The sequence below is a fragment of the Pararhizobium qamdonense genome (assembly GCF_029277445.1).
Classification (GTDB): Bacteria; Pseudomonadota; Alphaproteobacteria; order Rhizobiales; family Rhizobiaceae; genus Pararhizobium; species Pararhizobium qamdonense.
On sequence record NZ_CP119566.1, the window covers coordinates 2,155,235 to 2,180,678 of the forward strand.

Annotated in this window: 19 protein-coding genes, 1 other RNA gene and 1 pseudogene; 14 read left to right on the plus strand and 7 right to left on the minus strand. The window is 60.9% G+C overall.

Annotated elements, in window-relative coordinates:
- The first annotated feature begins 136 nt into the window (after window positions 1-136).
- From PYR65_RS10320 to PYR65_RS10335, 4 genes are all read left to right on the plus strand, one after another.
- On the plus strand, window positions 137-1,351 hold the full coding sequence (locus PYR65_RS10320; protein ID WP_276120906.1) for an efflux RND transporter periplasmic adaptor subunit: 1,215 nt from the start codon (window positions 137-139) through the stop codon (window positions 1,349-1,351).
- On the plus strand, window positions 1,348-4,485 hold the full coding sequence (locus tag PYR65_RS10325) for an efflux RND transporter permease subunit (RefSeq protein WP_276120907.1): 3,138 nt from the start codon (window positions 1,348-1,350) through the stop codon (window positions 4,483-4,485). The genes PYR65_RS10320 and PYR65_RS10325 overlap by 4 nt, the downstream gene beginning before the upstream one ends.
- Window positions 4,486-4,708: 223 nt before the next feature.
- A complete protein-coding gene (locus PYR65_RS10330) occupies window positions 4,709-6,118 on the plus strand; it encodes an FAD-binding oxidoreductase (RefSeq protein ID WP_276120908.1) in 1,410 nt (469 codons plus the stop codon).
- 81 nt (window positions 6,119-6,199) lie between these two features.
- Window positions 6,200-10,009 carry an AsmA family protein gene (locus PYR65_RS10335; protein WP_276120909.1) on the plus strand — a complete coding sequence of 1,270 codons (3,810 nt, stop codon included), beginning with the start codon at window positions 6,200-6,202 and terminating at the stop codon, window positions 10,007-10,009.
- A 50-nt stretch (window positions 10,010-10,059) separates the two neighbouring features.
- On the opposite strand, the gene PYR65_RS10340 is transcribed toward PYR65_RS10335, so the two are convergent.
- The 4 genes from PYR65_RS10340 to ssrA form a co-directional block, all read right to left on the minus strand.
- Window positions 10,060-10,275, minus strand: coding sequence for a ribbon-helix-helix domain-containing protein (locus tag PYR65_RS10340; protein WP_276120910.1), 216 nt, complete (start codon window positions 10,273-10,275; stop codon window positions 10,060-10,062).
- 106 nt (window positions 10,276-10,381) lie between these two features.
- Window positions 10,382-10,585, minus strand: a complete 204-nt coding sequence (locus PYR65_RS10345; protein WP_276120911.1) for a DUF4169 family protein — start codon at window positions 10,583-10,585, stop codon at window positions 10,382-10,384.
- 25 nt (window positions 10,586-10,610) lie between these two features.
- Complete coding sequence (locus PYR65_RS10350) at window positions 10,611-11,141, minus strand: SspB family protein (protein ID WP_276120912.1); 531 nt, start codon at window positions 11,139-11,141, stop codon at window positions 10,611-10,613.
- A gap of 153 nt (window positions 11,142-11,294) precedes the next feature.
- Window positions 11,295-11,672, minus strand: a transfer-messenger RNA (tmRNA) gene (ssrA, locus tag PYR65_RS10355).
- A 196-nt stretch (window positions 11,673-11,868) separates the two neighbouring features.
- Between ssrA and PYR65_RS10360 the strand changes: the two genes are divergently transcribed.
- The 8 genes and pseudogenes from PYR65_RS10360 (at window position 11,869) to PYR65_RS10395 (ending at window position 18,600) form a co-directional block, all read left to right on the plus strand.
- Window positions 11,869-12,663, plus strand: coding sequence for a thymidylate synthase (locus PYR65_RS10360; protein ID WP_276120913.1), 795 nt, complete (start codon window positions 11,869-11,871; stop codon window positions 12,661-12,663).
- 62 nt (window positions 12,664-12,725) lie between these two features.
- Entirely contained in the window at window positions 12,726-13,331 is a 606-nt protein-coding gene (locus tag PYR65_RS10365) for a glutathione S-transferase family protein (RefSeq protein WP_276120914.1), read from the plus strand.
- Complete coding sequence (locus PYR65_RS10370) at window positions 13,324-13,839, plus strand: dihydrofolate reductase (RefSeq protein ID WP_276120915.1); 516 nt, start codon at window positions 13,324-13,326, stop codon at window positions 13,837-13,839. Before PYR65_RS10365 ends, PYR65_RS10370 begins: the two co-directional genes overlap by 8 nt.
- Before the next feature lie 151 nt (window positions 13,840-13,990).
- Window positions 13,991-15,109, plus strand: a complete 1,119-nt coding sequence (gene hflK, locus PYR65_RS10375) for an FtsH protease activity modulator HflK (RefSeq protein ID WP_060638852.1) — start codon at window positions 13,991-13,993, stop codon at window positions 15,107-15,109.
- A complete protein-coding gene (hflC, locus tag PYR65_RS10380) occupies window positions 15,109-16,026 on the plus strand; it encodes a protease modulator HflC (protein ID WP_060638853.1) in 918 nt (305 codons plus the stop codon). Before hflK ends, hflC begins: the two co-directional genes overlap by 1 nt.
- 326 nt (window positions 16,027-16,352) lie before the next feature.
- Window positions 16,353-16,490: pseudogene (locus tag PYR65_RS10385) on the plus strand (DUF2065 domain-containing protein); the annotation flags it as partial.
- Between the two features lie 3 nt (window positions 16,491-16,493).
- Window positions 16,494-16,880 (plus strand): ACT domain-containing protein, encoded by a 387-nt coding sequence (locus PYR65_RS10390; protein ID WP_060638855.1) that lies wholly within the window; start codon window positions 16,494-16,496, stop codon window positions 16,878-16,880.
- 190 nt (window positions 16,881-17,070) lie between these two features.
- The gene (locus PYR65_RS10395; protein ID WP_276121029.1) at window positions 17,071-18,600 is read left to right on the plus strand and encodes a DegQ family serine endoprotease; all 1,530 of its coding nucleotides are present in this window, start codon (window positions 17,071-17,073) and stop codon (window positions 18,598-18,600) included.
- 311 nt (window positions 18,601-18,911) lie between these two features.
- Here PYR65_RS10395 and PYR65_RS10400 read toward each other — a convergent pair whose 3' ends face one another.
- Both PYR65_RS10400 and serB read right to left on the minus strand, forming a co-directional pair.
- Window positions 18,912-19,469 (minus strand): GNAT family N-acetyltransferase, encoded by a 558-nt coding sequence (locus PYR65_RS10400; protein WP_276120916.1) that lies wholly within the window; start codon window positions 19,467-19,469, stop codon window positions 18,912-18,914.
- Complete coding sequence (serB, locus tag PYR65_RS10405; protein WP_276120917.1) at window positions 19,466-20,353, minus strand: phosphoserine phosphatase SerB; 888 nt, start codon at window positions 20,351-20,353, stop codon at window positions 19,466-19,468. Before serB ends, PYR65_RS10400 begins: the two co-directional genes overlap by 4 nt.
- On the opposite strand from serB, the gene miaA reads away from it, so the two are divergent.
- Window positions 20,352-21,257, plus strand: coding sequence for a tRNA (adenosine(37)-N6)-dimethylallyltransferase MiaA (miaA, locus tag PYR65_RS10410; protein WP_276120918.1), 906 nt, complete (start codon window positions 20,352-20,354; stop codon window positions 21,255-21,257). The two genes, serB and miaA, sit on opposite strands and share 2 nt — an antisense overlap.
- 18 nt (window positions 21,258-21,275) lie before the next feature.
- Here the strand turns inward: miaA and PYR65_RS10415 are convergent, their stop codons facing one another.
- Window positions 21,276-23,324, minus strand: coding sequence for an ATP-binding protein (locus PYR65_RS10415; RefSeq protein ID WP_276120919.1), 2,049 nt, complete (start codon window positions 23,322-23,324; stop codon window positions 21,276-21,278).
- A gap of 326 nt (window positions 23,325-23,650) precedes the next feature.
- On the opposite strand from PYR65_RS10415, the gene PYR65_RS10420 reads away from it, so the two are divergent.
- Window positions 23,651-25,444 carry an acetolactate synthase 3 large subunit gene (locus tag PYR65_RS10420; RefSeq protein ID WP_276120920.1) on the plus strand — a complete coding sequence of 598 codons (1,794 nt, stop codon included), beginning with the start codon at window positions 23,651-23,653 and terminating at the stop codon, window positions 25,442-25,444.

The window sequence follows — 25,444 nt, forward strand, 5'->3', positions numbered from 1 at the left end:
AAAGAGCTTTTGTTACAATTGTGTAATGATGGCATTTTAGCGTTGCCTGTATACGGCAAACATGAATAGTTGCCGCAAATACTGCGGTTTTTGTGCCTCAATGGCCAAAACACGCTTGATTTAATTGGAGTTTTGCATGCGGCTTTGGAAGCAGCTTTTGATCTGCCTGGTCATTCTTGTGGTCGGCCTTGGCGTCTGGGTTCGCTTCGTGCCGGGTGCAGCGGCAATCCTTGCCAAGGTTGGCGTGCCCGAGACAGTGCTGGCCTATGCCGCAAAACCGGTGGATGCGGCCAAACAGGGAGGCGCACGGGTGCAGGGCGGCCAGAACCAGGGCGGCGGCAATCAGGCTGGCGGCACGCCGCTTGTCGTGACGCAGCCGGCCGATACCGCTGTTGTCAATGACAGGCTGAATGCGATCGGCAGCGGCGAGGCCATCCTGTCGGTCAGCGTCACGCCGCTTGCGACCGGCAATCTTTCCGACATCCTGGTCAAATCCGGCGACCGTATCGAAAAGGGGCAGGTGATTGCCACGCTCGACAGCGACGAGCAGAAGATCGCAGCCGCGCAGGCCAAGGTCGCCGTCGATAGCGCCGGCGAAAAGGTCGAGCGCAACCGCAAGCTCGGCAACGCCGTCTCGGTGGCCATCCTGCGTGAAGCCGAATTTGCCATGCAGGCTGCGCAACTGGCGCTGCAGACGGCGGAGCTGGATTTGAAGCGGCGCGATATCGCAGCGCCTTCCGGCGGCATCGTCGGCATTATCACGGCGCATCCGGGAGATTATGTCACGACCTCGACGTCGATCGCCGTGGTGGATGACCGCTCGCAGATCCTTGTCGATTTCTGGGTGCCGGAGCGGTTTTCGACCATGGTTTCCGTCGGCCAGCCTGTTTCGGCAACCGCAATCGCGATGCCGACCTCTGAACTGTCCGGCGTCATCGACGCCATCGACAACCGCGTGGATCAGGCGAGCCGGACGTTGCGGGTGCGGGCGCGGATCGACAATCCCGACGATACGCTGCGGGCCGGCATGTCGTTTTCCGTTTCCGTGCGTTTCCCCGGAGACACCTATCCGACGGTCAACCCGCTGGCGATCCAGTGGAGCGCCGATGGCTCGTTCGTCTGGCGGGTTCAGGATGAGAAGTCGCAGCGGGTTCCCGTGAAAATCATCCAGCGCAATTCCGACAAGGTGCTGGTCGACGCAAAGCTCGCCAAGGGCGATGCCCTGGTGATCGAGGGCGTGCAGCGGCTGCGCGATGGCGGTGCGGTTCGCATCGCCGGAGAGCCGCTGCAGCAGAAGCCGGCATCAGACAATCAGGAACAGAAGGTTTCCGAGGCGGAGGCGCCGAAATGAGCGGCGGTTCCGGGCACAAAGGGGCTGGCACCGCAGGCTTTACGGCGCTGTTCATTCGCAGGCCGATCTTTGCGCTTGTCGTCAATACGCTGATCATCGTTGCAGGTCTTGCGGCACTGAACGGCATTGAAATCCGCGAATTGCCGCAGGTGGATCAGCCGGTGGTGTCGGTCAATACCCAGTTCGACGGTGCTTCGCCCGAAACGGTGGACCGCGAACTGACCTCGGTGATCGAGGGTGCCGTTTCGCGCGTGCAGGGCATCAAGGACATTTCCTCGACCTCGCAATATGCGCAGAGCCGCGTCACGCTGCAGTTTTCCGATACGACCGATATCGGCCAGGCGTCCAATGATATCCGCGATGCGCTCGGACGCGTCAGCAACCAGTTGCCGGAGGATGCCGACGAGCCGCGCATCGTCAAGGCCGATGCCGACAGTCAGCCGATCATGCGCCTGGCGCTGACATCCGACACGCTGTCGATGGAGGACCTGACGCTTCTGGCCGAAAACGAGATCACCGACCGGCTGGCAGCCGTCGAGGGTGTCGCCGATGTGCAGATCAACGGCGACCAGGAAAAGATCTTCCGCATTGATATCAACCAGTCGAAGCTTGCCAGCCGTGGCCTGACGGTTGCCAATCTGCGCACAAGCCTTGCCACCGCCTCGCTCGACGTGCCGGCGGGCTCGCTGACCAGCGTCAACCAGGATATTTCGGTGCGCGCCACCGCCGATCTGCAGACGCCGGAACAGTTTGAAAACCTCCTGCTTGGCGACAATGTCCGGCTTGGCGATATCGCCACGGTGACGCTCGGTCCGGATATCGGCACGTCCTCGCTGCGCTCGGATGGACGCCAAGGCATCGGCCTTGGCATCATCCGCCAGGCACAGTCCAATACGTTGGATATTTCCGAGGGCGTGAAGACGGCGGTGACCACCATTGCCGAAATTCTGCCGAAGGGCACACAGCTCAAGGTGACCAGCGATGACGCCGTGTTCATCGAGGGCGCCATCCACGAGGTCGAAATCGCGCTGATCGCCTCGGTGATCATTGTCACCCTGGTGATCTACATGTTCCTGCTCGACTGGCGGGCAACGCTCATTCCGACGCTGACCATGCCGATCGCGCTGATCGGCACCTGTGCGGCGATCTACATGGCCGGTTTCTCGATCAATATTTTGACGCTTCTCGCTATCGTTCTGGCAACGGGACTGGTGGTGGACGATGCGATCGTGGTTCTGGAAAACATCGTGCGGCGGCGAGGCGAGGGCATGGGGCCGCGCGCTGCCGCGGTGCTCGGCACGCTCGAAGTGTTCTTCGCCGTCATCGCGACGACCGCGACGCTTGCCGCCGTTTTCGTGCCCTTGTCCTTCCTGCCGGGGCAGACCGGCGGCTTGTTCCGCGAGTTCGGCTTCGTGCTGGCCTTTGCCATTCTGCTTTCCGCCTTCGTTTCTTTGACGCTGTGTCCGATGCTGGCCTCGCGCATGCTGAAGCCGCATGCCGAAAACCATGGCCATACCGGCTTCATGGGCCGGATCGGTGCATTTGCGGCGGCTTTCTACCGGCGAACGCTGGGCGCCTGCCTCAATTCACCGCTGATCGTCTTCATGGTTGCCATCATGGTGACGGCTGCCGGGGGCGGGGCGTTCACGCTGCTCAAATCGGAGCTGACGCCGACGGAGGACCGGTCGCGCATCATGGTGCGTATCCAGGCGCCGCAGGGCGTGTCGCTGGAATATACCCAGGCGCAGATGCGCCGGGTCGAGGATGGCCTGAAGCCGCTGGTCGATAATGGCGAGATCGCCAATGTCTTTTCCGTGTCCGGCCAGGGCGGCGCGGTCAATACGGGGTTCATGGTGCTGACGCTGGCGCCCTGGAGCGACCGCGACCGCACGCAGCAGCAGATTTCGGCGGATATTACCAAGATCACCTCGAATATCCCTTCGATCCGCGCCTTCCCGATCCAGCCGAACAGCCTTGGCATTCGCGGTGCGGGCAACGGCCTGCAGGTGGCGCTGGTGGGCAATGATTACGCCAAGCTCGGCGATGCCGCAGCCAAACTGGTGCGGCAGATGGAAGACAGCGGCAGTTTCGAAAATGTCCGCCTGAACTATGAGGCCAACCAGGCGCAGCTCTCGGTGACGATCGACCGCGACCGCGCATCCGATCTGGGCATCGATATTGTCGGCCTGTCGGCCGCACTTCAGGCGATGCTTGATGGCAATAGCGTGCTCGATGTGTATGTCGAGGGCGAATCCTATCCGGTCAAGCTGTTGTCGACCACCAATCCGGTCAACGACCCGACGGACCTGCAGAACATCTTTCTGAAAACCGGCGACGGCAAGATCGTGCCGATGTCGACCATCGCATCGGTCGAGGAAAAAGCCGTTGCGCCGCAATTGTCGCGCGAGCAGCAGCTCCGGTCGGTGTCGCTGTCTGGAGGCCTCACGTCCGGCATTGCGCTCGGCGATGCCCTGGCCATGGTCCAGCAGATGGCCGAACCGCTCCTGCCGCCGGGCTCGCGCGTAGTGCCGCTGGCCGAAGCCGCGACGCTCGACGAAAATGCCAATGGCATGTTTGTCACCTTCGGGTTTGCGCTGGTCATCATCTTCCTGGTGCTGGCGGCGCAGTTCGAAAGCCTGATCAGCGGCCTGATCATCATGTCGACCGTGCCGCTCGGCCTTGCCTGCGCCGTGTTTGCCATGCTGCTGACGGGTAATACGCTGAACATCTACAGCCAGATCGGACTGGTGCTGCTGGTCGGCATCATGGCGAAGAACGGTATCCTGATCGTCGAATTTGCCAACCAGCTGCGCGACCGTGGCGAGGACCTGCGCTCGGCGATCGAGAATGCGGCCAATATCCGCCTGCGCCCGGTGATGATGACGATGATCGCCACCATTGTCGGGGCGGTGCCGCTTGTCATGGCAAGCGGGGCGGGTGCCGAAGCGCGCGTCGCGCTCGGCTGGGTGCTGGTCGGCGGTCTTGGCCTTGCCACCATCGTCACGCTTTACCTGACCCCTGTCGCCTATCTGGTCATCGGCCGGTTTACCAAGCCGCATGTGGACGAGGAACGGCGGCTGCAGACCGAGATGCGGCATGCCGAGACGCTGCAATTGGCGGAGGCTGCGGAATAGGGCGTGCGGCGGACCAGAGGTTCGCCGTCCTTTTCCGCTCTGCGCCCGTTTCGCTGCACAGGCTATTTCTCCCCTGTGTCCGGACTGTCTCACTTTGTCGCAATTCTTTGCTAAACCCGTCACTTACCAGATGAGGTTCTGGACAAAGTGATTCCGATTTGCACAGTAGAGCGTTGAAATCTAAGAATTTCCGCAGAACGAGGCGGAAGTTCGGGGGAGAGGCATGGCACTGAAGGCGATCAAGGCGGGCAGCCGCAACGAAACCGGCATTACAGCCGCATTGCAGCTGTTGAATGCGCGGTTCGGCGATCGATTCCAGACCGGCGAGGCCATTCGTGCCCAGCATGCGCATTCGACCACCTATATCCCGGCGCAACTGCCGGACGGCGTGGTTTTTCCAGATAGTGCCCAGGAGGTCGAGGCCATCGTCGCGATTGCCAGCGAACACGGTGTTCCGCTGATCGCCTTTGGCACCGGCTCGTCGCTGGAAGGTCATATCAACGCACCGCATGGCGGCATCAGCGTTGACATGAGCCGCATGGATAAGGTGCTGGAGGTCAATGCCAGCGACTTCGATTGCACGGTGGAGCCGGGTATCACCCGCGAAGCGCTGAACGTCTATCTGCGCGATACCGGCCTGTTCTTTCCGATCGATCCTGGCGCCAATGCCTCGATCGGCGGCATGGCTTCCACCCGCGCGTCCGGCACCAATGCCGTGCGCTATGGCACGATGAAGGACAATGTGCTCGCGGTCACCGCTGTGACGGCGGGCGGCAGGCAAATCCGCACCGCGCACCGCGCCAAGAAATCATCGGCCGGTTACGATCTGACCCGCCTGTTCGTCGGGGCGGAGGGCACGCTCGGCATCCTGACCTCGGTCACGTTGAAGCTGCAGGGCATTCCCGAGATGATCGCCGGCGGCGTCTGCGCGTTTCCCTCGGTGGGCGATGCCTGCAATACGGTGATCCTGACCATCCAGTCTGGCATTCCGGTGGCGCGTATCGAGCTGCTCGATGCCTTGCAGATGAAGGCGAGCAATGCCTATTCGGGGCTTTCCTTCGCTGAAGCCCCGACATTGTTCGTCGAGTTTCACGGCAATGCCGAGAGCGTCGCCCTGCAGTCCAGGCAATTCGCCGAGATCGCGGCGGAATTCGGCAGTTCGCCATTCCAATGGACGGCCAATACCGAGGAGCGCAATGCGCTGTGGAAGGCGCGGCACGATGCCTATTGGGCACAGAAGAGCCTGGCGCCGGGGCTGGCCATTCTCTCCACCGATGTCTGCGTGCCGATTTCGCGGCTCGCCGATTGCGTCGAGGAAACGCATGAGGACATCGCCGCGCACAACCTGATCGCCCCGATCGTCGGCCATGCGGGCGACGGAAATTTTCATGTCGGTCTATTGTTCGACGACAAGAACAATGCCGATATTGCGACGGCGGAAGCCTTTGTGGAGCGGCTGAATGCGCGGGCATTGGCCATGGATGGCACCTGCACCGGCGAGCATGGCATCGGCCAGGGCAAGATGCCGTTTCTACAGGCCGAGCTTGGGGACACGCTGGATCTGATGCGCCAGATCAAGCGCGCGCTCGATCCCGGCAATATCTTCAATCCCGGCAAGATTTTTGACATGTGAAAATGGCGGGTGGGTGTTAAGGAGGGATAGGCGCCGGTAAGGTGCTGTCTTCCTCCGTCGAATGGATAGGATTTCCAACTGGTGCTTTCGCGAATTCTGGTCTTTGTCGGTGGTCTCCTGGTCGTGGCGCTGTTTGCCGCGCTGATTGCGCCACTGTTCGTGGATTGGACCGATTTCCGCAAGGATTTCGAGCGTGAGGCGACCCGGATCATGGGCAAGCCCGTGGTCGTCCATGGCAGCGTCGATGCCCGGCTCATTCCCTTTCCCTCGGTAACGCTCAACGATGTGCGCGTCGGCCACTCCGAAACCGGCGAGCCGCTGATCCAGGTCGAGCATTTCTCGATGGATGCCGAGCTTGCACCTTTCCTGTCCGGCGAAGCCCTGATCTTCGACATGCGGCTGGAGCAGCCCAAGGCGAAGATCCGGCTTTTGCCCGATGGGACGCTCGACTGGGCGCGTGGCCGCAGGGCCTCCATCCCGGCAAAGACTGTCATCCTTGAAAATGTCGCCATCACCGGCGGCCAGATCGATTTTATCGACGAGCAGACGGGCCGCACCCGGCGCGTTACCGGGCTTGAGGCCGATCTGTCGGCGCGCTCGCTCGCCGGTCCGTGGAAGATGGAAGGCCGTGCCGCGCTGGATGGCGAAGCCGGTAGCTTTGCCTTTTCCAGCAGCGAAGCCGATGAGACCGGCACGCTCGGCCTACGCTCGCGGCTAACCCCCGACAAGCGGCCCTTCGGCGTCGAACTCGATGGCGACCTGAAGATCGTCGATTTCAAACCGGTCTATCAGGGCAAGTTCACGTTGACGGAAACCAGGCCGGCGGAAGCGCAGAAGCCGCAGGACAAATCGGCCGCATTGCGGGTGACTGGCGGGTTCGAGCTCACCAATGAACGCATTCGTGTTCCCGATTACCGCCTCGAGATCGGTCCCAAGGACGATCCGTATCTGGTGACGGGGGAGGCGACGCTCGATACCGGCAAGGACCAGGAATTCCTGCTTCTGGCCGATGGCCAGCAGATCGACGTCAGCCGCATCGGCAATGCCGGGGCTGCCGGCAAGACCGGCCGCGATCCCGCCATATCGGTGCGCCAGCGGCTTGCGGCGATCATGGCGATCGCAGCCGATATTCCGATACCGCAGGTGCCGGGGCGGGCGAGCCTGAAACTGCCGGCCATCGTCATCGGCGACACGACGGTGCGCGACGTGCGTCTGGACCTGCGGCCCGACGGTGTTGGATGGATGGTGGACAACGCGGTGGCACAATTGCCCGGCCGCACGCAATTTGAAGCCAAGGGGCGGTTGCAGCTGACGGGTTTGCGCGCGTTTCGCGGCGAGATGCTGGTTGCCTCCAACCAGCCTTCGGGACTGGCCACCTGGCTTGCAGGCTCCGTCGATCCGGCCATCCGCAAATTGAAGACCGCCGGCTTTTCGGCAACGGTCAACCTCACGGATAGTTTGCAGCAGTTCGAGCGGCTGGAAGTGGCGGCCGGTCCTGCCGTGCTGCGAGGCCGCATCGAACGGCAGGCGCTGGAGGGGTCGCCGCCCAACCTGTCTTTGCAGCTGAATGGCAACAGCATCGATCTGGAAGCGCTGCAGGCGCTGGCAGGCCTGGTGGCCGGCGACGCTTCCACTGGGACGCTTCTGTCGCACACGATCGCGGCCGATCTTTCGGCGGACAAGTTTTCCGCGTTTGGCGAGGATGCGAGCGATGTTCAGCTGGTGGCGACGCTGAAGAACGGCCAGTTGCAGGCCGAGCGCGTGTCGATCGGCGATATCGCTGGTACGCAGCTGGCGCTGTCCGGCCGCATGGGGGGCGACATGACCGCGCCCGTCATCTCGGCCAAGATGAAGCTGGCATCGCCGGATCTCACGCCTTTCCTCAAAATGATCGAGCGTCATGCCGAAGCGCATCCGGCGCTGGAACGGCTGGTGAAAAGCGCCCCCTATTACAGCAATGCGGCGCTGGACCTGACCCTGTCGTCCGGCAGCCAGGACGGCAAGGCTCCGGTGACATTTGGCATTATCGGCTCGGCCAACGGCACCAAGATCGCTGCCAATTATCAGGCACCTGATATTACGCAGGCGCTTGCGGGGCAGGGCATTCTCCTGGAAGCGACGATGGAAAATCCGTCGGCGCCGGTTCTGCTCGGCCAGGTCGGTTTCGACCCCTTGCCGTTCGATGCCGACGAGAACGCCATCCTGTCGGTCAAGCTGCAAGGCACCGATGGCCAGAAGGCCAATGCCGGGCTGACATTCACGACGGCGCGCACGGCGTTTTCGGCCAATGGCGATATCGATCTGTCGCGGGATCATTTTCTGTCCGGTCAATCGAAGATTTCGCTGGAAAGCCAGGATTTCGAGCCGTTCCTTCTCCTGCAGGGGATCGGCCTGCCGCAGATGGGCACGGGCCTGCCGCTGGCGCTCAAGGCAGATGTCGTCACGACGCCGGATGCGGTGACCCTTTCGGCAATCGATGGAAGGGCTGATGGAAACGCCTTTTCGGGCAGCTTTACGATCGACCGGAAAATGCCGGGCAAGGCGACCGGCCAGATCGCACTCGACACACTCGATCTGGCATGGGTGGGCGAGGGCATCCTCGGCACCGTGCAGGATGGAGCCAGCGGTGATCTGTCATCCTCGCCGGTGGTCCAGCCGGCCTGGAGCGGGTTCGATATTGCCGTTGATGTCTCCGCCAAGCGTTTCTGGCCCGGCGTCTACGGGGCCGTTTCCGATATGTCGGGCAAGCTTTTATGGAAAGGCGACCAGGTCTCGATCGATACGCTCTCGGGCAATTGGCTGGGCGGAAAGATCGATGGGCGCCTTTTGCTCGGCAATGGCGATGGCTCCGGCTTCTTCCAGACGCGGCTGAACCTCAAGGACGGCGATCTGGCGGCGGCGGTGTGGAAAACCGGTGGCGCGGCGGTCGCAGAGGGCAAGTTCGACCTGACGATCGCCATCGAGGCATCCGGAAAGACGGCAAAGGCGATGGCGGAATCGGCCAGCGGCTCGGGGACCGCCACCTTGCGCGATACCGTTGTGCATGGGCTGAACAGTGCTGCCCTGCCGGACATCATGGCGGCTGCGGATGGCATCGAGGGCGATATTACGCCTGCCTCCGTGACGCCATTGGCCGAGAGCTCCGTCTTTTCCGGGCAGACGCCCTTGGGAGCCGTGACGGTGCCGTTCAGCATTGCCGGCGGAACGTTGCGGGCTCAGAACATTACCTCGGGGGATAGTGCTGCCAATTTCTCGGGAAATCTGGAGGTCAGCTTTCCCGACGAACGGATGACAGGCGATCTTACGGTCGATTTTCTGCCCGGTGAAAATGCGCTGACGGGTGCCGAGGCGCAGGTCAATCTTGAATTTGCCGGGCTCTTGCATTCGCCCGGCCTGACATTCGATGCCACCGACCTGTCGAACTTCCTGTCGCTCAGGGCCTTCGAGCGCGAGCGCCGCCGGGTCGAGACGCTGCAGGCAAATGTTTTGGAAAAGCAGCGGCTGCGGCGCGAAGTGGCGCTCTACAAGGCCAATGCCACCGAGCGCGAAGCCGCACGCCTGCGCGCTGTCGAGGAGCAGCGCCGGCGCGAGATGGCGGCGCGTGAGGCTGCGCGGCAAAAGGCAGAGGCTGATGCCAAGGCGCAGGCCGACAAGAAGGCCGCTGAAGACGCGGCCGCCGCAAAAGCTGCCCAGGACGCGGCAAAAAGAGCCGAGGAACAGAAAAGCCGGAGCCTTTTGCCGTTCGATCCAAGCGGCGGAGCAATTGGCGGCGAAGAATTCACCGCGCCGCAGGGCGGCACCCAACAGCAGCCAGCCGGGCAGCCGCCTTCTATCCAGACCCCGCAGCAGGGGCTGAATTTCGAAGCCTTGCCGGGTGTGCGGCCGCAATAGGGTTTTGGAAGATCACGAGCAAAGCGGCGCCAGCGATGGATGCTAAAGGCTCAAGTCCGCTGAGCCTTGATCCAGGCCAGAACATGCAGCCGCAGCGCCGAGGAGAGGTTGCTGTCTGTGGGCCTCATGTCGTCGATCTCGGCAATGAGTTGCGCAAGCGGGATCTGCCTCACGTCGGCGATCACTTTCAATTCCTGCCAGAACGGCTCTTCCAGCGAAAAACTGGTGCGGTGGCCATGCAGGGTCGCCGAATGCTTGCGGATCACACCATGCCTCAGAAATTGATTCAGCTTTGTCTGGAAGTGAGTCCGGAAATTCCGCTTATCTGTTGATTTTAAAAGGAATTACCGTTTGCCCGACGACGGTGCAAAATCAATCGCCTTTGTCCGGTCCAACGGGTTGCTCGCGCTTTCCCTGGTCGAGCGTCTTGCTGGCCTTGTCGTTCAGCGTCTGCGTCAGCTGTTTTTCGGCTTTCGTCCGGCCGAAGGAAATCCGGTTCTGATCGGCGGTCCTGTCCTTCTCCGTCCGCGCCTTCTGCTTGCGGAACTGACGGAGATTGACGACGTCGCCGGTCATGATGAGCCTGTCCGAATTCGGGTTTTCAGTTCTTCTTGCGGAAAGAGTCCAGCGACACCACGGAGCCGCCTTCCTTCTTGCCGTCATCGCCGGTCTTGCCATTGTCAGCCGTCAGGGCTTCGCTGTCCTGCTCAGCCGATTTTTCCACGGCAGCGACCGGATAGGCGGTAATCTCTGCGGTTTCTTCCTCGTCGAAGGCCGCAACGTCGAATTCAAGCTCGAAATTGACGGACGGATCGTAGAAGCCGCGGATCGCGTTGAACGGGATGACCAGCTTTTCCGGCGTGTCGGAGAAGGACAGGCCGATCTCGAACAGGGTTTCGGTGACCTTCAGGTCCCAGAACTGATGCTGAACGACGATCGTCATCTGCTCGGCATATTTTGCCTTCAGATGCTGGGAAATGCGCACGCCGGGCGCGCCGGTGAGGAAGGTGATGAAGAAATGATGATCTCCGGGAAGGGCGCCGGTGGCTGCGACTTCGATCAGGACCTTGCGAATGACGCTGCGAAGCGCATCCTGTGCCAGAATGTCGTAGCGGATATGGTCTTGGCCCATAAGATCCCCGTCTTTCTTGTAACTCAACTCAGTCACACTTATGCCATTTGCTCTGTACGCAGAAAAGTCCTGCCATACGAGTCATTTGCATCTTCTATAGACCATTTCAAGGCAACCGAGAAGGCGGGACGATGCGGGGGGAGAGTGGAGAGAAGTGGAGGTTTCTGTTGCCAGGTACCTCCGAACCCCGCCTTACGGTGCGAACCGGAAGGACTTGATTTGAAGTGTCACACTGCGATTAAGCAGCGAGACGAGCTTCCGCATAGTTGTCGTTTGCAACTACAATTTTAGCCCGATAACGGTGGTACAATGCCGAGCAAAAAGTCGATCTTTACGCCCTTGTCGATCCTATTTCGCCCCCATCAAAAGCCGGTCTTTGGTGTCTGACATTCTCATGCCAGACCGGTTTTTGGTGGAGGCGCCGGGTACCGCCCCCGGGTCCAATAGGTTTATTTCATCGCCTGTTTATCGCCATAGCCGCCCGAAGACGGCAACTGTCATATAGGTCTTAAACTGCGACAAGAAAAGGGCCTTTTCGAAAATACAATCGCGCCTGTCCAAGCGCCGGGGCCATGCGGCTCAGTACATGCCTATCAGGCGAGGGAAACCAGTGGCGCTCAAAACCCGCGCCGCTTTGGAAGGGGACTGGGGAAACCGAGGAATTACCGATTGGTTCCCTGCCGCCTTGCGCCTACTTTACCGCGAAACGAATCGGCGGCGGACCCTCATGAAACAGTATCTCGACCTCTTGCGTCATGTGATGGAGACGGGCTCGGACCGTGGCGATCGCACCGGCACCGGGACACGCTCGGTCTTCGGCTATCAGATGCGTTTTGATCTGGCCGACGGCTTCCCGGTGCTGACCACCAAGAAGCTGCATCTCAAATCCATCATCCATGAGCTGCTCTGGTTCCTGAAGGGCGATACCAATATTGCTTATCTGAAAGAAAACGGCGTCCATATCTGGGACGAATGGGCCGATGCCAACGGTGATCTCGGGCCTGTCTACGGCTATCAGTGGCGCTCCTGGCCAACCCATGATGGCCGTCACCTCGACCAGATCGTTGACCTCATCGAAGGACTGAAGAAAAACCCGAATTCGCGCCGTCATATCGTTTCGGCCTGGAATCCGGCGCTGATTGCGGAGATGGCGCTGCCGCCCTGCCACTGCCTGTTCCAGTTCTACGTGTCGGACGGCAAGCTCTCCTGCCAGCTCTATCAGCGGTCCGGCGACGTGTTCCTTGGCGTGCCGTTCAACATCGCCTCCTACGCGCTTTTGACGCTGATGGTGGCGCAGGTCTGCGGTCTTCAGCCCGGCGATTTCGTGCATACGTTCGGCGATACGCATATCTATCACAACCATTTCGACCAGGTGCGCGAGCAGCTGGCGCGCACGCCCAAGGCCTTGCCGAAGATGGTCATCAATCCGGATGTGAAGGATCTTTTTTCCTTTCGTTTTGAAGACTTTGAGCTGGTTGGCTACCAGCCTGATTCACATATCAAGGCGCCGGTTGCGGTCTAACCGCAATGATGACACTGTGCGGGCACAGGATGACCTGAGGTTGAACGGTCGAGGAGGACCCCATGCTGACGTTGATCCATGCACCACAATCGCGTTCGTCGCGCATCATCTGGCTGCTTGAGGAACTGGGGGCGGAATACGAGATCCGCTATGTCTCCATCCGTCGCTGGGATGGTTCCGGCGGGCCGGACGAGAACAATCCGCATCCGCACAAACAGGTGCCGGCGCTTTTGCACAATGGTGCTCTGATCACCGAATCAACGGCGGTCGTGCAATATCTGGCTGAGCTCTATCCGCAGTCGGAACTCGGCCGTCCGCCGGGTCATCCGGAACGGGGCGCCTATCTGTCATGGCTTGCCTATTATGCCGGCGTGATCGAGCCGGGCGGCAGCGCCTTCCTGTCCGGCGTTGCAGCCAAACATCCCCCGCTTTTGAAGGTCTACGAGGACATGTGCATGCATGTGATCGAGACGCTGACGAAGCAGCCCTTTCTGCTCGGCAATACGGCGAGCGCGGTCGATCTCCTGCTCGTCAGCGCGCTGACATGGATGCGCAAGCTGTTGCCGGATAGTCCTGTGGTCGATGAGTATATTCAGTCGATGACGTCACGCCCGGCGCTTGCCCGGGCACGTGCCATCGACGTCAAGCCGGATGGATTTCATGACTGAACCGACTATCAGCATCGTCGTTGCGGTGTCCGCCAATGGCGTGATCGGCCGCGACGGCGGCCTGCCGTGGCATCTGCCGAGCGATCTCAAGCGTTTCAAGGCGTTGACGCTCGGCAGGCCGGTGATCATGGGGCGCAAGACCTGGGCCTCGATCGGACGGCCGCTTCCGGGGCGCCCCAATATCGTCATCAGCCGCGACGCGGATTTTGCAGCGGAGGGTGCCATTGCAGTCCAGTCGCTGGAAGCAGCGCTTGCCGAGGCGCGCAGACGTGCGGCTGATCTCGGCGTCGATGAGGTCTGCGTGATCGGCGGTGGTGAAATCTACCGTCAGGCGATCGATCTTGCCGATATCCTGCATATCACGACTGTCGCTGCCGAGGTCGAAGGCGATACCCGGTTTCCGGCAATCGACCCCTCTGTTTTCGAAAAGATCGTCGATGAACCGCTGCCGCAGGGAGAAAAGGACAGTCATGCCATGCATTTCTCCACCTGGAGGCGGAAAAGCTGAGCAATGCTAACTATTTTGCCGGATTTACGGTGAAGTTGGATGCATCGCGTTGAAAGCCGTTCTGGACATACCTATAACGGGTTCACATCATGGCTCGCGGCAGGTCTTGCGGAGCATTGATCACGGAATTTTTTCTATAGAAGAGGTATGAATGCCCTGGAGCAATCAGAACGGCGGCGGCGGTGGTCCTTGGGGCGGCGGCGGCGGTGGAAACAAGGGTCCCTGGGGCCAGGGGCCGAACCGGCCGCGTGGCGGCGGCGGCGGTGGCCGTGGCAATGGCGGCCCTCCGGATCTCGAGGAAATTTTCCGCCGGGGGCAGGACCAGCTGAAAAGCGTGGTTCCGGGCGGGTTTAACGGCGGTGTCGTCGCAATCATCGGCCTTTTGATTGTCGGTTTCGTGCTGATGAATTCGATCTACACCGTCCAGCCGGACGAGCGTGGCGTCGAAATGCGGTTCGGCAAGCCGAAGGACGAGATTTCCATGCCGGGCCTGCACTATCATTTCTGGCCGCTTGAAACGGTCGAGATGGTCAAGATTACCGAGCAGCAGCAGAATATCGGCAGCCGGGCAGGCGCGGGCGACCAAGCCGGCAGCGGCCTGATGCTTTCGGGCGACCAGAACATCGTCAACGTTCAGTTCTCCGTGCTGTTTTCCGTGACCGATCCCAAGGCTTATCTCTTCAACGTCGAAGATCCGTCCGACACGCTGATGCAGGTCGCCGAAAGCGCCATGCGCGAAGTCGTCGGCCGCCGTCCGGCACAGGACATCTTCCGCGACAACCGTCAGGCGATTGCCGCCGACGTGAAGACGACGATCCAGGCGACGATGGACACCTATGGTGCCGGCGTCTCCGTCAATACGGTCGCCATCGAAGACGCAGCACCGCCGCGTGAAGTGGCTGATGCGTTTGACGAAGTGCAGCGCGCCGAACAGGATGAAGACCGCTTCGTTGAAGAAGCCAACCAGTACGCCAACCAGGTTCTCGGCCGGGCGCGTGGTCAGTCGGCACAGTTGCGCGAAGAAGCGGCCGCCTACAAGGACCGCGTCGTCAAGGAAGCACAGGGTGAGGCGCAGCGCTTCGTCTCCGTCTATGACGCCTATTCGAAAGCGCCGGACGTGACCCGCAAGCGGCTTTATCTCGAAACCATGCAGGGCGTTCTGGGCAAGTCCAAGAAGGTCATTCTCGACGACAAGAACGGCCAGGGTGTCATGCCTTATCTGCCGCTCACCGAAATCGGCAAGCCCGTTCAGTCGGGAGGGGCCCAGTAATGACCAATCGTCTTCCCTATATTCTCATCGGCCTGGCATTGGTGCTGATGGCGGTTTATTCCTCCGTGTTCATCGTCAACCAGCGCCAGCAGGCCATCGTCGTGCGCTTCGGTCAGATCAAGGACGTCAAGACCGAGCCCGGCTTGTACTTCAAGCTGCCGTTCGCCTTCATGGACGCCGACCGCGTTCAGTATGTCGAAAAGCAGGCTCTGCGCTTCGACCTCGACAATATCCGTGTTCAGGTTTCCGGCGGCAAGTTCTATGAAGTCGATGCCTTCGTGATCTACAAGATCGCCGATGCCCGCCGCTTCCGCGAAACGGTTTCGGGCGATCGCGCCTCGGCCGAATCGCGCCTTCGCACCCGTCTCGACGCCTCGCTGCGCCGGGTCTACGGTCTGCGCGGCTTTGAATCGGCCCTGTCGGAAGAGCGTGCATCGATGATGCGCGAAGTCCGCGCCGATCTGAAGACCGACGCCGAATCGCTCGGCCTCAACATCGAGGACGTCCGCATTCAGCGCACGGACCTGACGCAGGAAGTCTCGCAGCAGACTTACGAGCGGATGAAGGCAGAACGTCTGGCGGAAGCCGAACTGATCCGCGCCCGTGGTAACGAAAAGGGCCAGACCCGCCGCGCCGTGGCCGACCGTCAGGTTGTCGAGTTCGTTGCCGAAGCGCAGCGTGATTCGGAAATCCTGCGCGGTGAGGGCGAAGCCGAACGGACCGCCGTGTTTGCCGATGCGTTTTCGCGTGATCCGCAGTTCTTCGAGTTCTACCGCTCGATGACCGCCTATGATCAGGCGATCGGCAGCCCGGACACGACGCTTGTCCTGTCGCCGGACTCGGAATTCTTCCGTTATTTCAACAACTCCAGCGGTGTGCCCACACCGTCGGCCGCTCAGCCTGCTGCAGGAAACTGATCAGTGAAATGAGTGACTTTCTAACAGGAATTGCTTTTTTCCTGATTGTTGAGGGGCTAGAGTGCTTCATCTTTAAACGGAAGCATTCTGCCGGAAGGAATTTCGGCCAGGACCAAGGCGGTTGGCGAAGAGCGCAGCAGAAGCTGCGGTCGAGACGGCCGCCGCCGGTGATGGCCGAAATTCATCCGGCCCTCCGGGTTGGCTGAAAACGGCCGTCCACTGTGTCGGATGGCTGGCCCGATGGATCGGCATCGCTCTGCGCCATCCTTCGTGTGGAACGGCCGTTTTGAGCCAACAGAATTGCTTCCGTTTAAAGATGAAGCACTCTAGTGTACGCACTGGCCCCTTTGGTTTTGGTGGAAATGGCGAAGCGTTTGCCCCATATACCAGAGCAACAGTTACGGCTGTTCGGGCTCGTTTCCGTCGGTATCGGCGTCGCACTTGTCTGGATGGTGCGAGGATAAGACATGACACAAAAGCTGCTCATTCGACTGGTGGACGCGGAATATGCGATCACAAGGCTCAATATCGGAACGCCGCTGCCGGACTGGCTGCCGGGCGCCGGCTTCTGGGCCGTCTCCAGTTCGCGCGAGGAGATGACGCTGGTCTGCCGTGCAGCCCGCATTCCCTCCAGCGTCCAGTCCTCTGGCGGCTGGCGCTGTTTCCGCATCGAGCAGCATTTTACCTTCGATGTTCCCGGCATTCTGGCCTCGGTGCTCAATCCTCTTTCCGAGGCCGGTGTCGGCATCTTTGCCAACTCCACTTTCAGCACCGATTATATCTTCATTATCGGTTCCGACCTCGACAAGGCCGTTGCGGCATTGGAAGCCTATGGTCACGAATTGATGAATTGACGGCCGTGTGACGCAAGCCTGATGGCGCTAACGAAAAGATGACTGGACGCGTCCCAAATCCGCCTTATCTTCGCACAGATTATACGCCACCTATGAACGGCATCGAGAGGGTTTAAAGACAACCTGAAGGTGTGATCGTTTCTAGGGAGACTTTTTGCCTGCCTTCCCAAATCGAGAGGACCCCATGGGCTTGTCCATCCGCGCTTCCTTCTTCCGGTCCGTCACGCTCGCCGCCAGTGCTGCCCTGCTGATGAATTCCGTGCCCGTCCTGTCCGTGGCGCATGCGCAGACCAAGGCGCCGGTACCGACAGCGCAGGGGCCAGAATCGGTCGCCGATCTCGCTGCCGGCCTGCTCGATGCGGTCGTCAATATCTCCACCTCGCAGAAGGTGAAGAATGACGACCAGGCGCCGATGCCGCAGGTTCCCGAGGGATCGCCGTTCCAGGATTTCTTCGATGAGTTCTTCAAGGGCCAGGGCGGCGAGGGCGGTGGCCGGCAGCGCACCGTCGATTCGCTCGGCTCCGGCTTCGTCATCGATCCCTCCGGCATCATCGTCACCAACAATCACGTGATCGAGGGCGCCGACGATATCGAGGTCAATTTCGCCAATGGCTCCAAGCTCAAGGCCAAGCTGATCGGCACCGACACCAAGACCGACCTTGCCGTCTTGAAGGTTGAGCCCGTGAGGCCTTTGACGGCGGTTCCGATCGGGGATTCCAAGCAGATGCGGATCGGCGACTGGGTGATGGCGATCGGCAATCCGTTTGGGCTGGGCGGCACGGTGACGGTCGGCATCATCTCGGCGCGCGGGCGTAACATCAATGCCGGCCCGTATGACAATTTTATTCAGACCGATGCGGCGATCAACAAGGGCAATTCCGGCGGTCCGCTCTTCAATATGAAGGGTGAGGTCATCGGCATCAACACGGCGATCATTTCGCCGACCGGCGGCTCGATCGGGATCGGATTTTCGGTTCCGACCGAACTTGCCAGCAATGTCATTTCCCAGTTGCGCGAGTTCGGCGAAACCCATCGCGGCTGGCTTGGCGTCCGCATCCAGCCGGTCACGGCCGATATTGCTGAAAGCCTGAAGATGGAAACGCCAAAGGGCGCGCTTGTGGCCGGGATCATCCAGGGCGGCCCCGTCGCCAATGGCGAGATCAAGTCGGGCGATGTGATCCTGAAATTCGATGGCCGCGATGTCGTCGAGATGCGCGATCTGCCGCGCGCCGTTGCCGAAAGCCCGGTGGGCAAGGCGGTCGATGTGGTGATCGTGCGTGATGGCAAGGAGATGACCGTCAAGGTGACGCTCGGCCGTCTGGAAGATGGCGAGAACCTGGCCGAGGCGGAAACAGCCAAGCCCGCGCAATCCGACGAAGGCACGGACCAGGCCGAACCGCCGGCCGCCGAGCTTCCGGCGTCCGACGTGGTGCTCGGCATGAAGCTTGCTCTGCTCGATGCCGATAGCCGCAAGACCTATGGTATTTCCGAGGATGTCGAGGGTGTCGTCATTGCCGACGTCCAGCCGCAATCGGTCGCCGCCGAACGGCGCATTGCCTCCGGCGACGTGATCGTCGAGATCGGCCAGGAAGCGATGAAGACGCCGGAAGACGTTTCGGCGCGGATCGAGGAGTTGAAGGCGGATGGGCGGCGCAATGCGCTGCTGATGATCGCCAACAAGACCGGCGAATTACGGTTTGTCACCGTACGGATGGAATAGGGTTTACGGAAGACGGCGACGGAATTGAGGGCGGGCCGCAAGGTCCGCCAGGTTGCTGACGACGTCATTTTTTTCGGCTTTTTGCAGGTCATTTTGGACATATGCAGTTCGCAAACTCTCCGTCATTCCTGTGCTTGTCACAGGAATTCAGCCAGCTCAAGTCCTTGAGCTGAAAGAGTCTTTTGACCCGACGGACGTCGGGTCACTGGATCCCCGCCACAAGGGCGAGGATGACGGGAGTGTGGTTACGCGTTCGTCAAACAATCAAATTTCGGGTTTCTCAGCAGTTTGGCGGGCCGAAAGGTCCGCCTTTATCGTGTCAGCCATTCCGCGCGGCTGAGCGCATAGACGACGTGATGCTTGAGATGCGGCGTAGTGTCGGGCACGCGTGGATGCGTGAAATCGCGGGCCGGGTCGTGGCGCAGGCCGATGCGGGTCATCACGGCTGTCGAGCGCGTATTGGTCTTCACCGCGAAGGAGACGATTTCGTCAAGGCCGTGCGTTTCGAAACCATGGCGTAGCATGGCTGTGGCGGCCTCCGTCACAAAACCCTGACGCCAGAAACGGACGGCCAGCCGCCAGCCGATCTCCACCGTGCCATCCTTCAGGAAGGGCTCAAGCCCGGTGCGGGCAAGGCCGAGAAAACCGATGGGTTCATCTGTCTCCTTCAGGGTCAGTGCGAAGAAGCCAAGTCCGGTTGCGTCGATCCGGGTGCGCACCTCATCCATCAGCGAATCGGATTCATCGCGCGGTCGGCGGCGCGGGAAGAACTCCATGACTTTGGGATCGGCATTGATCTCGGCAAACAAAGGCCGGTCGCTCTCCACCCAGTTGCGGACGCGCAGCCGCTCGGTTTCCAGAATGATCACCGGACGAAATCCGTCTTGCGGTAGCCCTGGATGTAGAGGAGCGCCGTAAGGTCGGCGTGGTCGATCCGGATCTTCACCTGCGCGGAGACGACCGGCTTGGCATGCAGCGCAACACCGGCGCCGGCCAGATGCAGCATGCCGAGATCGTTGGCGCCGTCGCCGACGGCAAGGGCGTCGGCGGTCGAGATGCCGAGTTTGGTGGCGATATCGACGAGCGCATCGACCTTGGCCTGCTTGCCGAGGATCGGCTCTGCCACCGCGCCGGTGAGATGGCCGTCCTTTTCGATGAGGATGTTGGCGCGGTTTTCATGGAAGCCGAGCGTGGCTGCGATTGGCCCGGTAAAGACGGTGAAGCCGCCGGACACCAGCGCCGTGTAATAGCCCTTGGCCTTCATGGTCGCGATCAGTTCGAGACCGCCGGGGGTCAGGGTGATGCGCTTTTCGATGACGTCGCCGACGACGCTGAGCGGCAGGCCCTTGAGCAGTAAAACGCGCTCGATCAGCGCCGGTTCGAACGCGATCTCGCCGTTCATGGCGCGCGCAGTGATCGCCGCGACCTTGTCCTTCAGGCCCGCTTCCGCTGCGAGTTCGTCGATGCATTCCTGGCCGATCATGGTGGAATCCATATCGGCGATCAAAAGTTTCTTGCGGCGCGTCTCGGCGTTCTGGACGACGACATCGATCGGGGCGTCGCCGATGACGCCGCGCAGCAGCGCTTCCTGCCAGTCCGGATTGGCGCCGTCCTTCAGGGCGATATCGCAGGCGACGCCGTCGGCCAGCCAGTAGAGGCCGGATGCATCGACGGCGGCTGCGGCCTCTTCGGCAAGCGCTGGGGTGAGGACGGGATTTGACGGATTGGCAACAAGCGTGGCAACGAAGGCCATGATGAAAAACCTTGAGATTGGACAGGATGCCATCCTGATAACCGGGCCGACTGCCAGCGGCAAGTCCGCTCTCGCCGTCGCCCTGGCGAAACAGCATAATGGCGTTGTCGTCAATGCCGACAGCATGCAGGTCTTTGACACCTTGCATGTGCTGACCGCGCGCCCGTTCGAGGCGGATATGCAGGGCGTTGCGCATCATCTCTATGGGCATGTGCCGGCATCGCAGCATTATTCGACGGGGGAATGGTTTCGCGCCGCCGCCACCGTGCTCGAGGGGATACGCAGCGAGGGCAAGGTTCCTATTGTCGTTGGCGGTACCGGGCTTTATTTCAAGGCGCTGACCGGCGGCCTGTCGGATATGCCGGCGGTACCCTCAGCCATACGCGAGGATGTGCGCAGCCGCCTTCTGGCGCACGGTGCCGAGGCGCTGCATGCGGTCCTCGTGCAGAAAGACCCGGAAACCGCCGCGATCCTGCGGCCAGGCGACGGCCAGCGCATAGCGCGTGCCCTGGAGATATATGAGGCGACCGGGCAGTCCATCCGCGTGTTTCAAGAACGCCAGGGGCCTGTCGCCATCGATCCCGGCCGCGCCATGAAGATCGTCGTGCTGCCGGAGCGGGCGCTCTTGCGCCAGCGGATCGACCGGCGTTTTGCCGGAATGCTGGAGAGCGGCGCGGTGGAGGAGGTGGAGGCGCTGATGGCGTTGGACCTGAAGCCGGAAATGCCCGCGATGAAAGCCATCGGCGTGCCGCAGATTGCCGCGATGTTATCTGGTGGGATGAGCAAGGCCGAGGTGATCGAAACGTCTTCGGCGGCGACCCGGCAATATGCCAAGCGGCAGATGACCTGGTTTCGCAATCAGCTGGACGACAGCTGGTTGCGCTTCGACCCTGCTGAAGCCTGAGACCGGCGGTCTGCCGCGTTACTTGCGGATGATGCTGCTCAGCGGCTTTTTCAACAGGCTCTCACGAAGCGAAGGCCGGGGCTGGTCCGCATTGGGCTGGGCAAAGCTCGGCGCGGTGCGCGGCGGCGTCCGGTATGGATCGGGCCGGGGTCCGGCCACAGGTTCATCGGACAGAAGCTGGCTGCGGATTTGATTGAACCGTTCAAGCTGTGGATTGGCCGGCTCCATGCGCGGCAGCATGGTGGGGTTGTAGGGCTCGACGACAGGCTCTGGGATTTCGCCGGCAGGCTCAAAACCCGTCCGGCCAAATGTGCTTGCGTCGTTGAAATCATCTGCCGTCGGCGCGTTGCCGGGCACCTCGATACTGGCCGTGTAGGCGTTCTGGAAGCTTGAAATATCCGGCCCGTTCATGGCCCGCATGCGCGAGACGACATTGCGCAGATCGACGGTATCAGGCGTTTCGTCGGTGACCTTCACGCCGACGCCATTGGCTTTGGGCAGGCTCTTTTCCTCGACGCGGGTAAAGCGCATGCGCATCGGCACCGCCACGGCTTCACCAAAGGCGATCGCTTCGCCATTGCCGATCGAGGAGATGAAGCTTGTGGTCGAAATCGACGAATTGGGGATGGCGGAACGGATGATTTCCTGGTCGCGGTCGTTGGAAAGCCGCATGGCAAAGACCGTGGAACATTGCGACAGGATGGTCGGATCGAGCTCGCCGGGGCGCTGGGTGATGATCCCCAGCGAAACGCCGTATTTCCGGCCTTCCTTGGCGATGCGGGCGATGGCCTGGCGGGTCGGCACGAAGCCGAGACTGACATCGGCCGGAACATAGCGGTGCGCTTCCTCGCAGACGACCAGCATGTGAACGCCGCCATTGCTCCACAGCGCGATCTCGAACGCCATGCGGCAGAGCACGGACGCGACGGAATTAACGACCTCGGAGGGAATGCCGGCGAGCTGGAACGTCGTGATCGGCCTGCCATCTCCGGGGATGCGGAAAATCTTTGCGATCGTTTCCAGGATGGTATCGGTGATCGTGTTCGATGAGAACATGAAATTGTAGCGCGGATCGTTGATCGCGCCGATCACCTTGACCTTCAGCGAGCGCAGATGCGGCTTGTCGTTACGGCCTTCCAGGCGACCGATGCGCTCGTCGATCATCGCCAGGAGATCGGCCATGCGGTAGGGCACCGGCGTGTCGGCGGTGATCGAGCTTTTTTCACTGGTGCGGCGCGCAAGCCCAGAATCCGCCGAGCCCTTGAAGGCGCGCTTAGCCTCGGGAACCACGTCGCGCAGGATATCGAGTTCTTCCGGAACCGGCGGCCGGCCGCGAAAAATCACCTCGGCGAATTCCTCGAGCTTCATCAGCCAGAAGGGAAGGTCGAGATTGTCGGTGTCGATGACAACAGCGATGTCCGGAAAGGCGGCGGCGAATTCGTTATGCGGATCGAGGATCAGCACGCGCAGCTTGGGATCGGACGCAATCGCCTTGTGCAGAAGCAGGCTGACGGCGGTCGATTTGCCGACGCCGGTGGTGCCGACGATGGCGAAGTGCTTTGACAGCATCGAGGGCACATGGATGGCAGCGTCGAGGCTTTCGTCCTGGGTCAGCTTGCCGATGACGCAGGTATCATCCTTGCCGGTATCGTAAATGCGGGCGAGGTCGGCGGAGCGGATGCGGTGGGCGATGGCGCCGAGATAGGGATATTGGGTGATGCCGGCGGAAAATTCCTCTCGGCCGTTCGGGCTCATGTGAACCTCGCCCATCAGTTCCACTTCGATACGGAAGATGTTGTCGAGTTCCTCGCCCCAGTCGCTGGTGGCTGTCTGCATGGAATAGACCAGCGCCACGACGCGGTTTTCGCCGACGGTGATGGAGATCAGCCGGCCGACGGACCATAATTCGGTGAGCGAGGTTTCGCCGTTTTCGGCAATCGCTGCAATCGTTGCCCGCGAGCCGCTGCACGCAACGACACGCCCAAGGAAACGGTTGCCCCGTTTCAGGGTGTCGCGTCGCTCCTGCTCTCCGGCGCTGATCGAAGAATGCAGCTCATTGTTCAGCAATAGGATACCCCTGCTCACGAATACGCCACATTACCAGAGGGGATTTAATAAGTAGTTTCACGTACTTGAGCGTGTTTTTGTAGATTTTGGCGCGCTATGGTTGTCCTTGGGAAAGACGTTGACGGAAGGCACATTTCTGTTTATCAATCCCGCCCATGATCAAGATCGCAAACATTCTTGTGGTGGGACGGCGCATGGGCAGGATGGTGTAACCATCCGGCGATAGCCACCCATGCGCAAAACACGAGGCCCTTCAAGGGGCCTTTTTTTATGCCTTCAAACACGATACTCACAGCCAAAACGCGAACATGGACGGAAACAGGCCAATGAGCGGTACAGACAACCAGACGGATGCAAACCAGATGACAGGGGCGGAAATTGTTCTTCAGGCATTGAGGGACAATGGTGTGGAGCATATTTTCGGTTATCCGGGCGGTGCCGTCCTGCCGATCTATGATGAAATCTTCCAGCAGGACGATATCCAGCACATTCTCGTCCGCCACGAGCAGGGTGCCGGCCACATGGCCGAAGGGTATGCCCGCTCGACCGGCAAGGTCGGCGTCATGCTGGTGACGTCCGGTCCGGGTGCGACCAATGCGGTCACGCCGCTGCAGGATGCGCTGATGGACTCAATTCCGCTGGTTTGCCTGACCGGCCAGGTTCCGACATCGCTGATCGGCTCGGATGCTTTCCAGGAATGCGACACTGTCGGCATCACGCGGCCCTGCACCAAGCACAATTGGCTGGTCAAGGACGTCAACGAGCTGGCCAGCATCATCCACGAGGCCTTCCGTATCGCCCAGTCCGGCCGTCCGGGTCCGGTCGTCGTCGATATTCCGAAGGATGTTCAGTTCGCCACCGGCACCTATACGCCGCCATCGGCTGCGAAGGTCCAGAAGAGCTACCAGCCGAAGCTGCAGGGCGACATGCGCCAGATCGAGCAGGCGGTCGAGATGATGAAGGGCGCGCGCCGTCCAGTCATCTATTCCGGCGGCGGTGTTATCAATTCCGGCCCGGAAGCCTCCAAGCTGTTGCGCGAACTGGTCGAACTGACCAATTTCCCGATCACGTCGACGCTGATGGGCCTGGGCGCCTATCCGGCATCGGGCGAGAACTGGCTGGGCATGCTGGGCATGCACGGCACGTTCGAGGCCAATATGGCGATGCACGACTGCGACGTCATGGTCTGTATCGGTGCCCGCTTCGACGACCGCATCACCGGCCGCCTCAATGCGTTTTCGCCGAATTCCAAGAAGATCCATATCGATATCGACCCGTCCTCGATCAACAAGACGGTTCGCGTCGATGTTCCGATCATCGGCGATATCGGCAATGTTCTGGACGACATGGTGCGCGTCTGGCGCGCCTCGGCCAAGGATGCCGACAAGACGCGTCTGAAAGAATGGTGGGACGGCATCGCCCGCTGGCGCGGCCGCAATTCGCTCGCCTACAAGATGAACGATGATGTCATCATGCCGCAATATGCCATTCAGCGCCTGTATGAGCTGACCAAGCATCGCGACACCTACATCACCACCGAGGTTGGCCAGCACCAGATGTGGGCGGCCCAGTTTTTCGGCTTCGAGGAGCCCAACCGCTGGATGACCTCGGGCGGCCTCGGCACGATGGGCTACGGCTTCCCGGCGGCGATCGGCGTTCAGGTTGCGCATCCCGATGCGCTCGTCATCGATATTGCGGGCGACGCCTCGATCCAGATGTGCATCCAGGAAATGTCCTGCGCCGTGCAGCATAATCTGCCGGTCAAGATCTTCGTCCTGAATAACCAGTATATGGGCATGGTGCGCCAGTGGCAGCAGTTGCTGCATGGCAACCGCCTGTCCAATTCCTACACCGAAGCCATGCCCGACTTCGTCAAGCTGGCCGAGGCCTATGGCGGCGTCGGCATCCGCTGCGACAAGCCGGCCGATCTCGATGCTGCCATAAAGCAGATGATCGACAGCCCGGCGCCGGTGATCTTCGATTGCCGCGTCGCCAATCTCGCCAACTGCTTCCCGATGATCCCGTCGGGCAAGGCGCATAACGAGATGTTGCTGCCGGACGAAGCCACGGACGAAGCGGTCGCAAATGCGATCGACGCCAAGGGCCGCGCACTGGTTTGA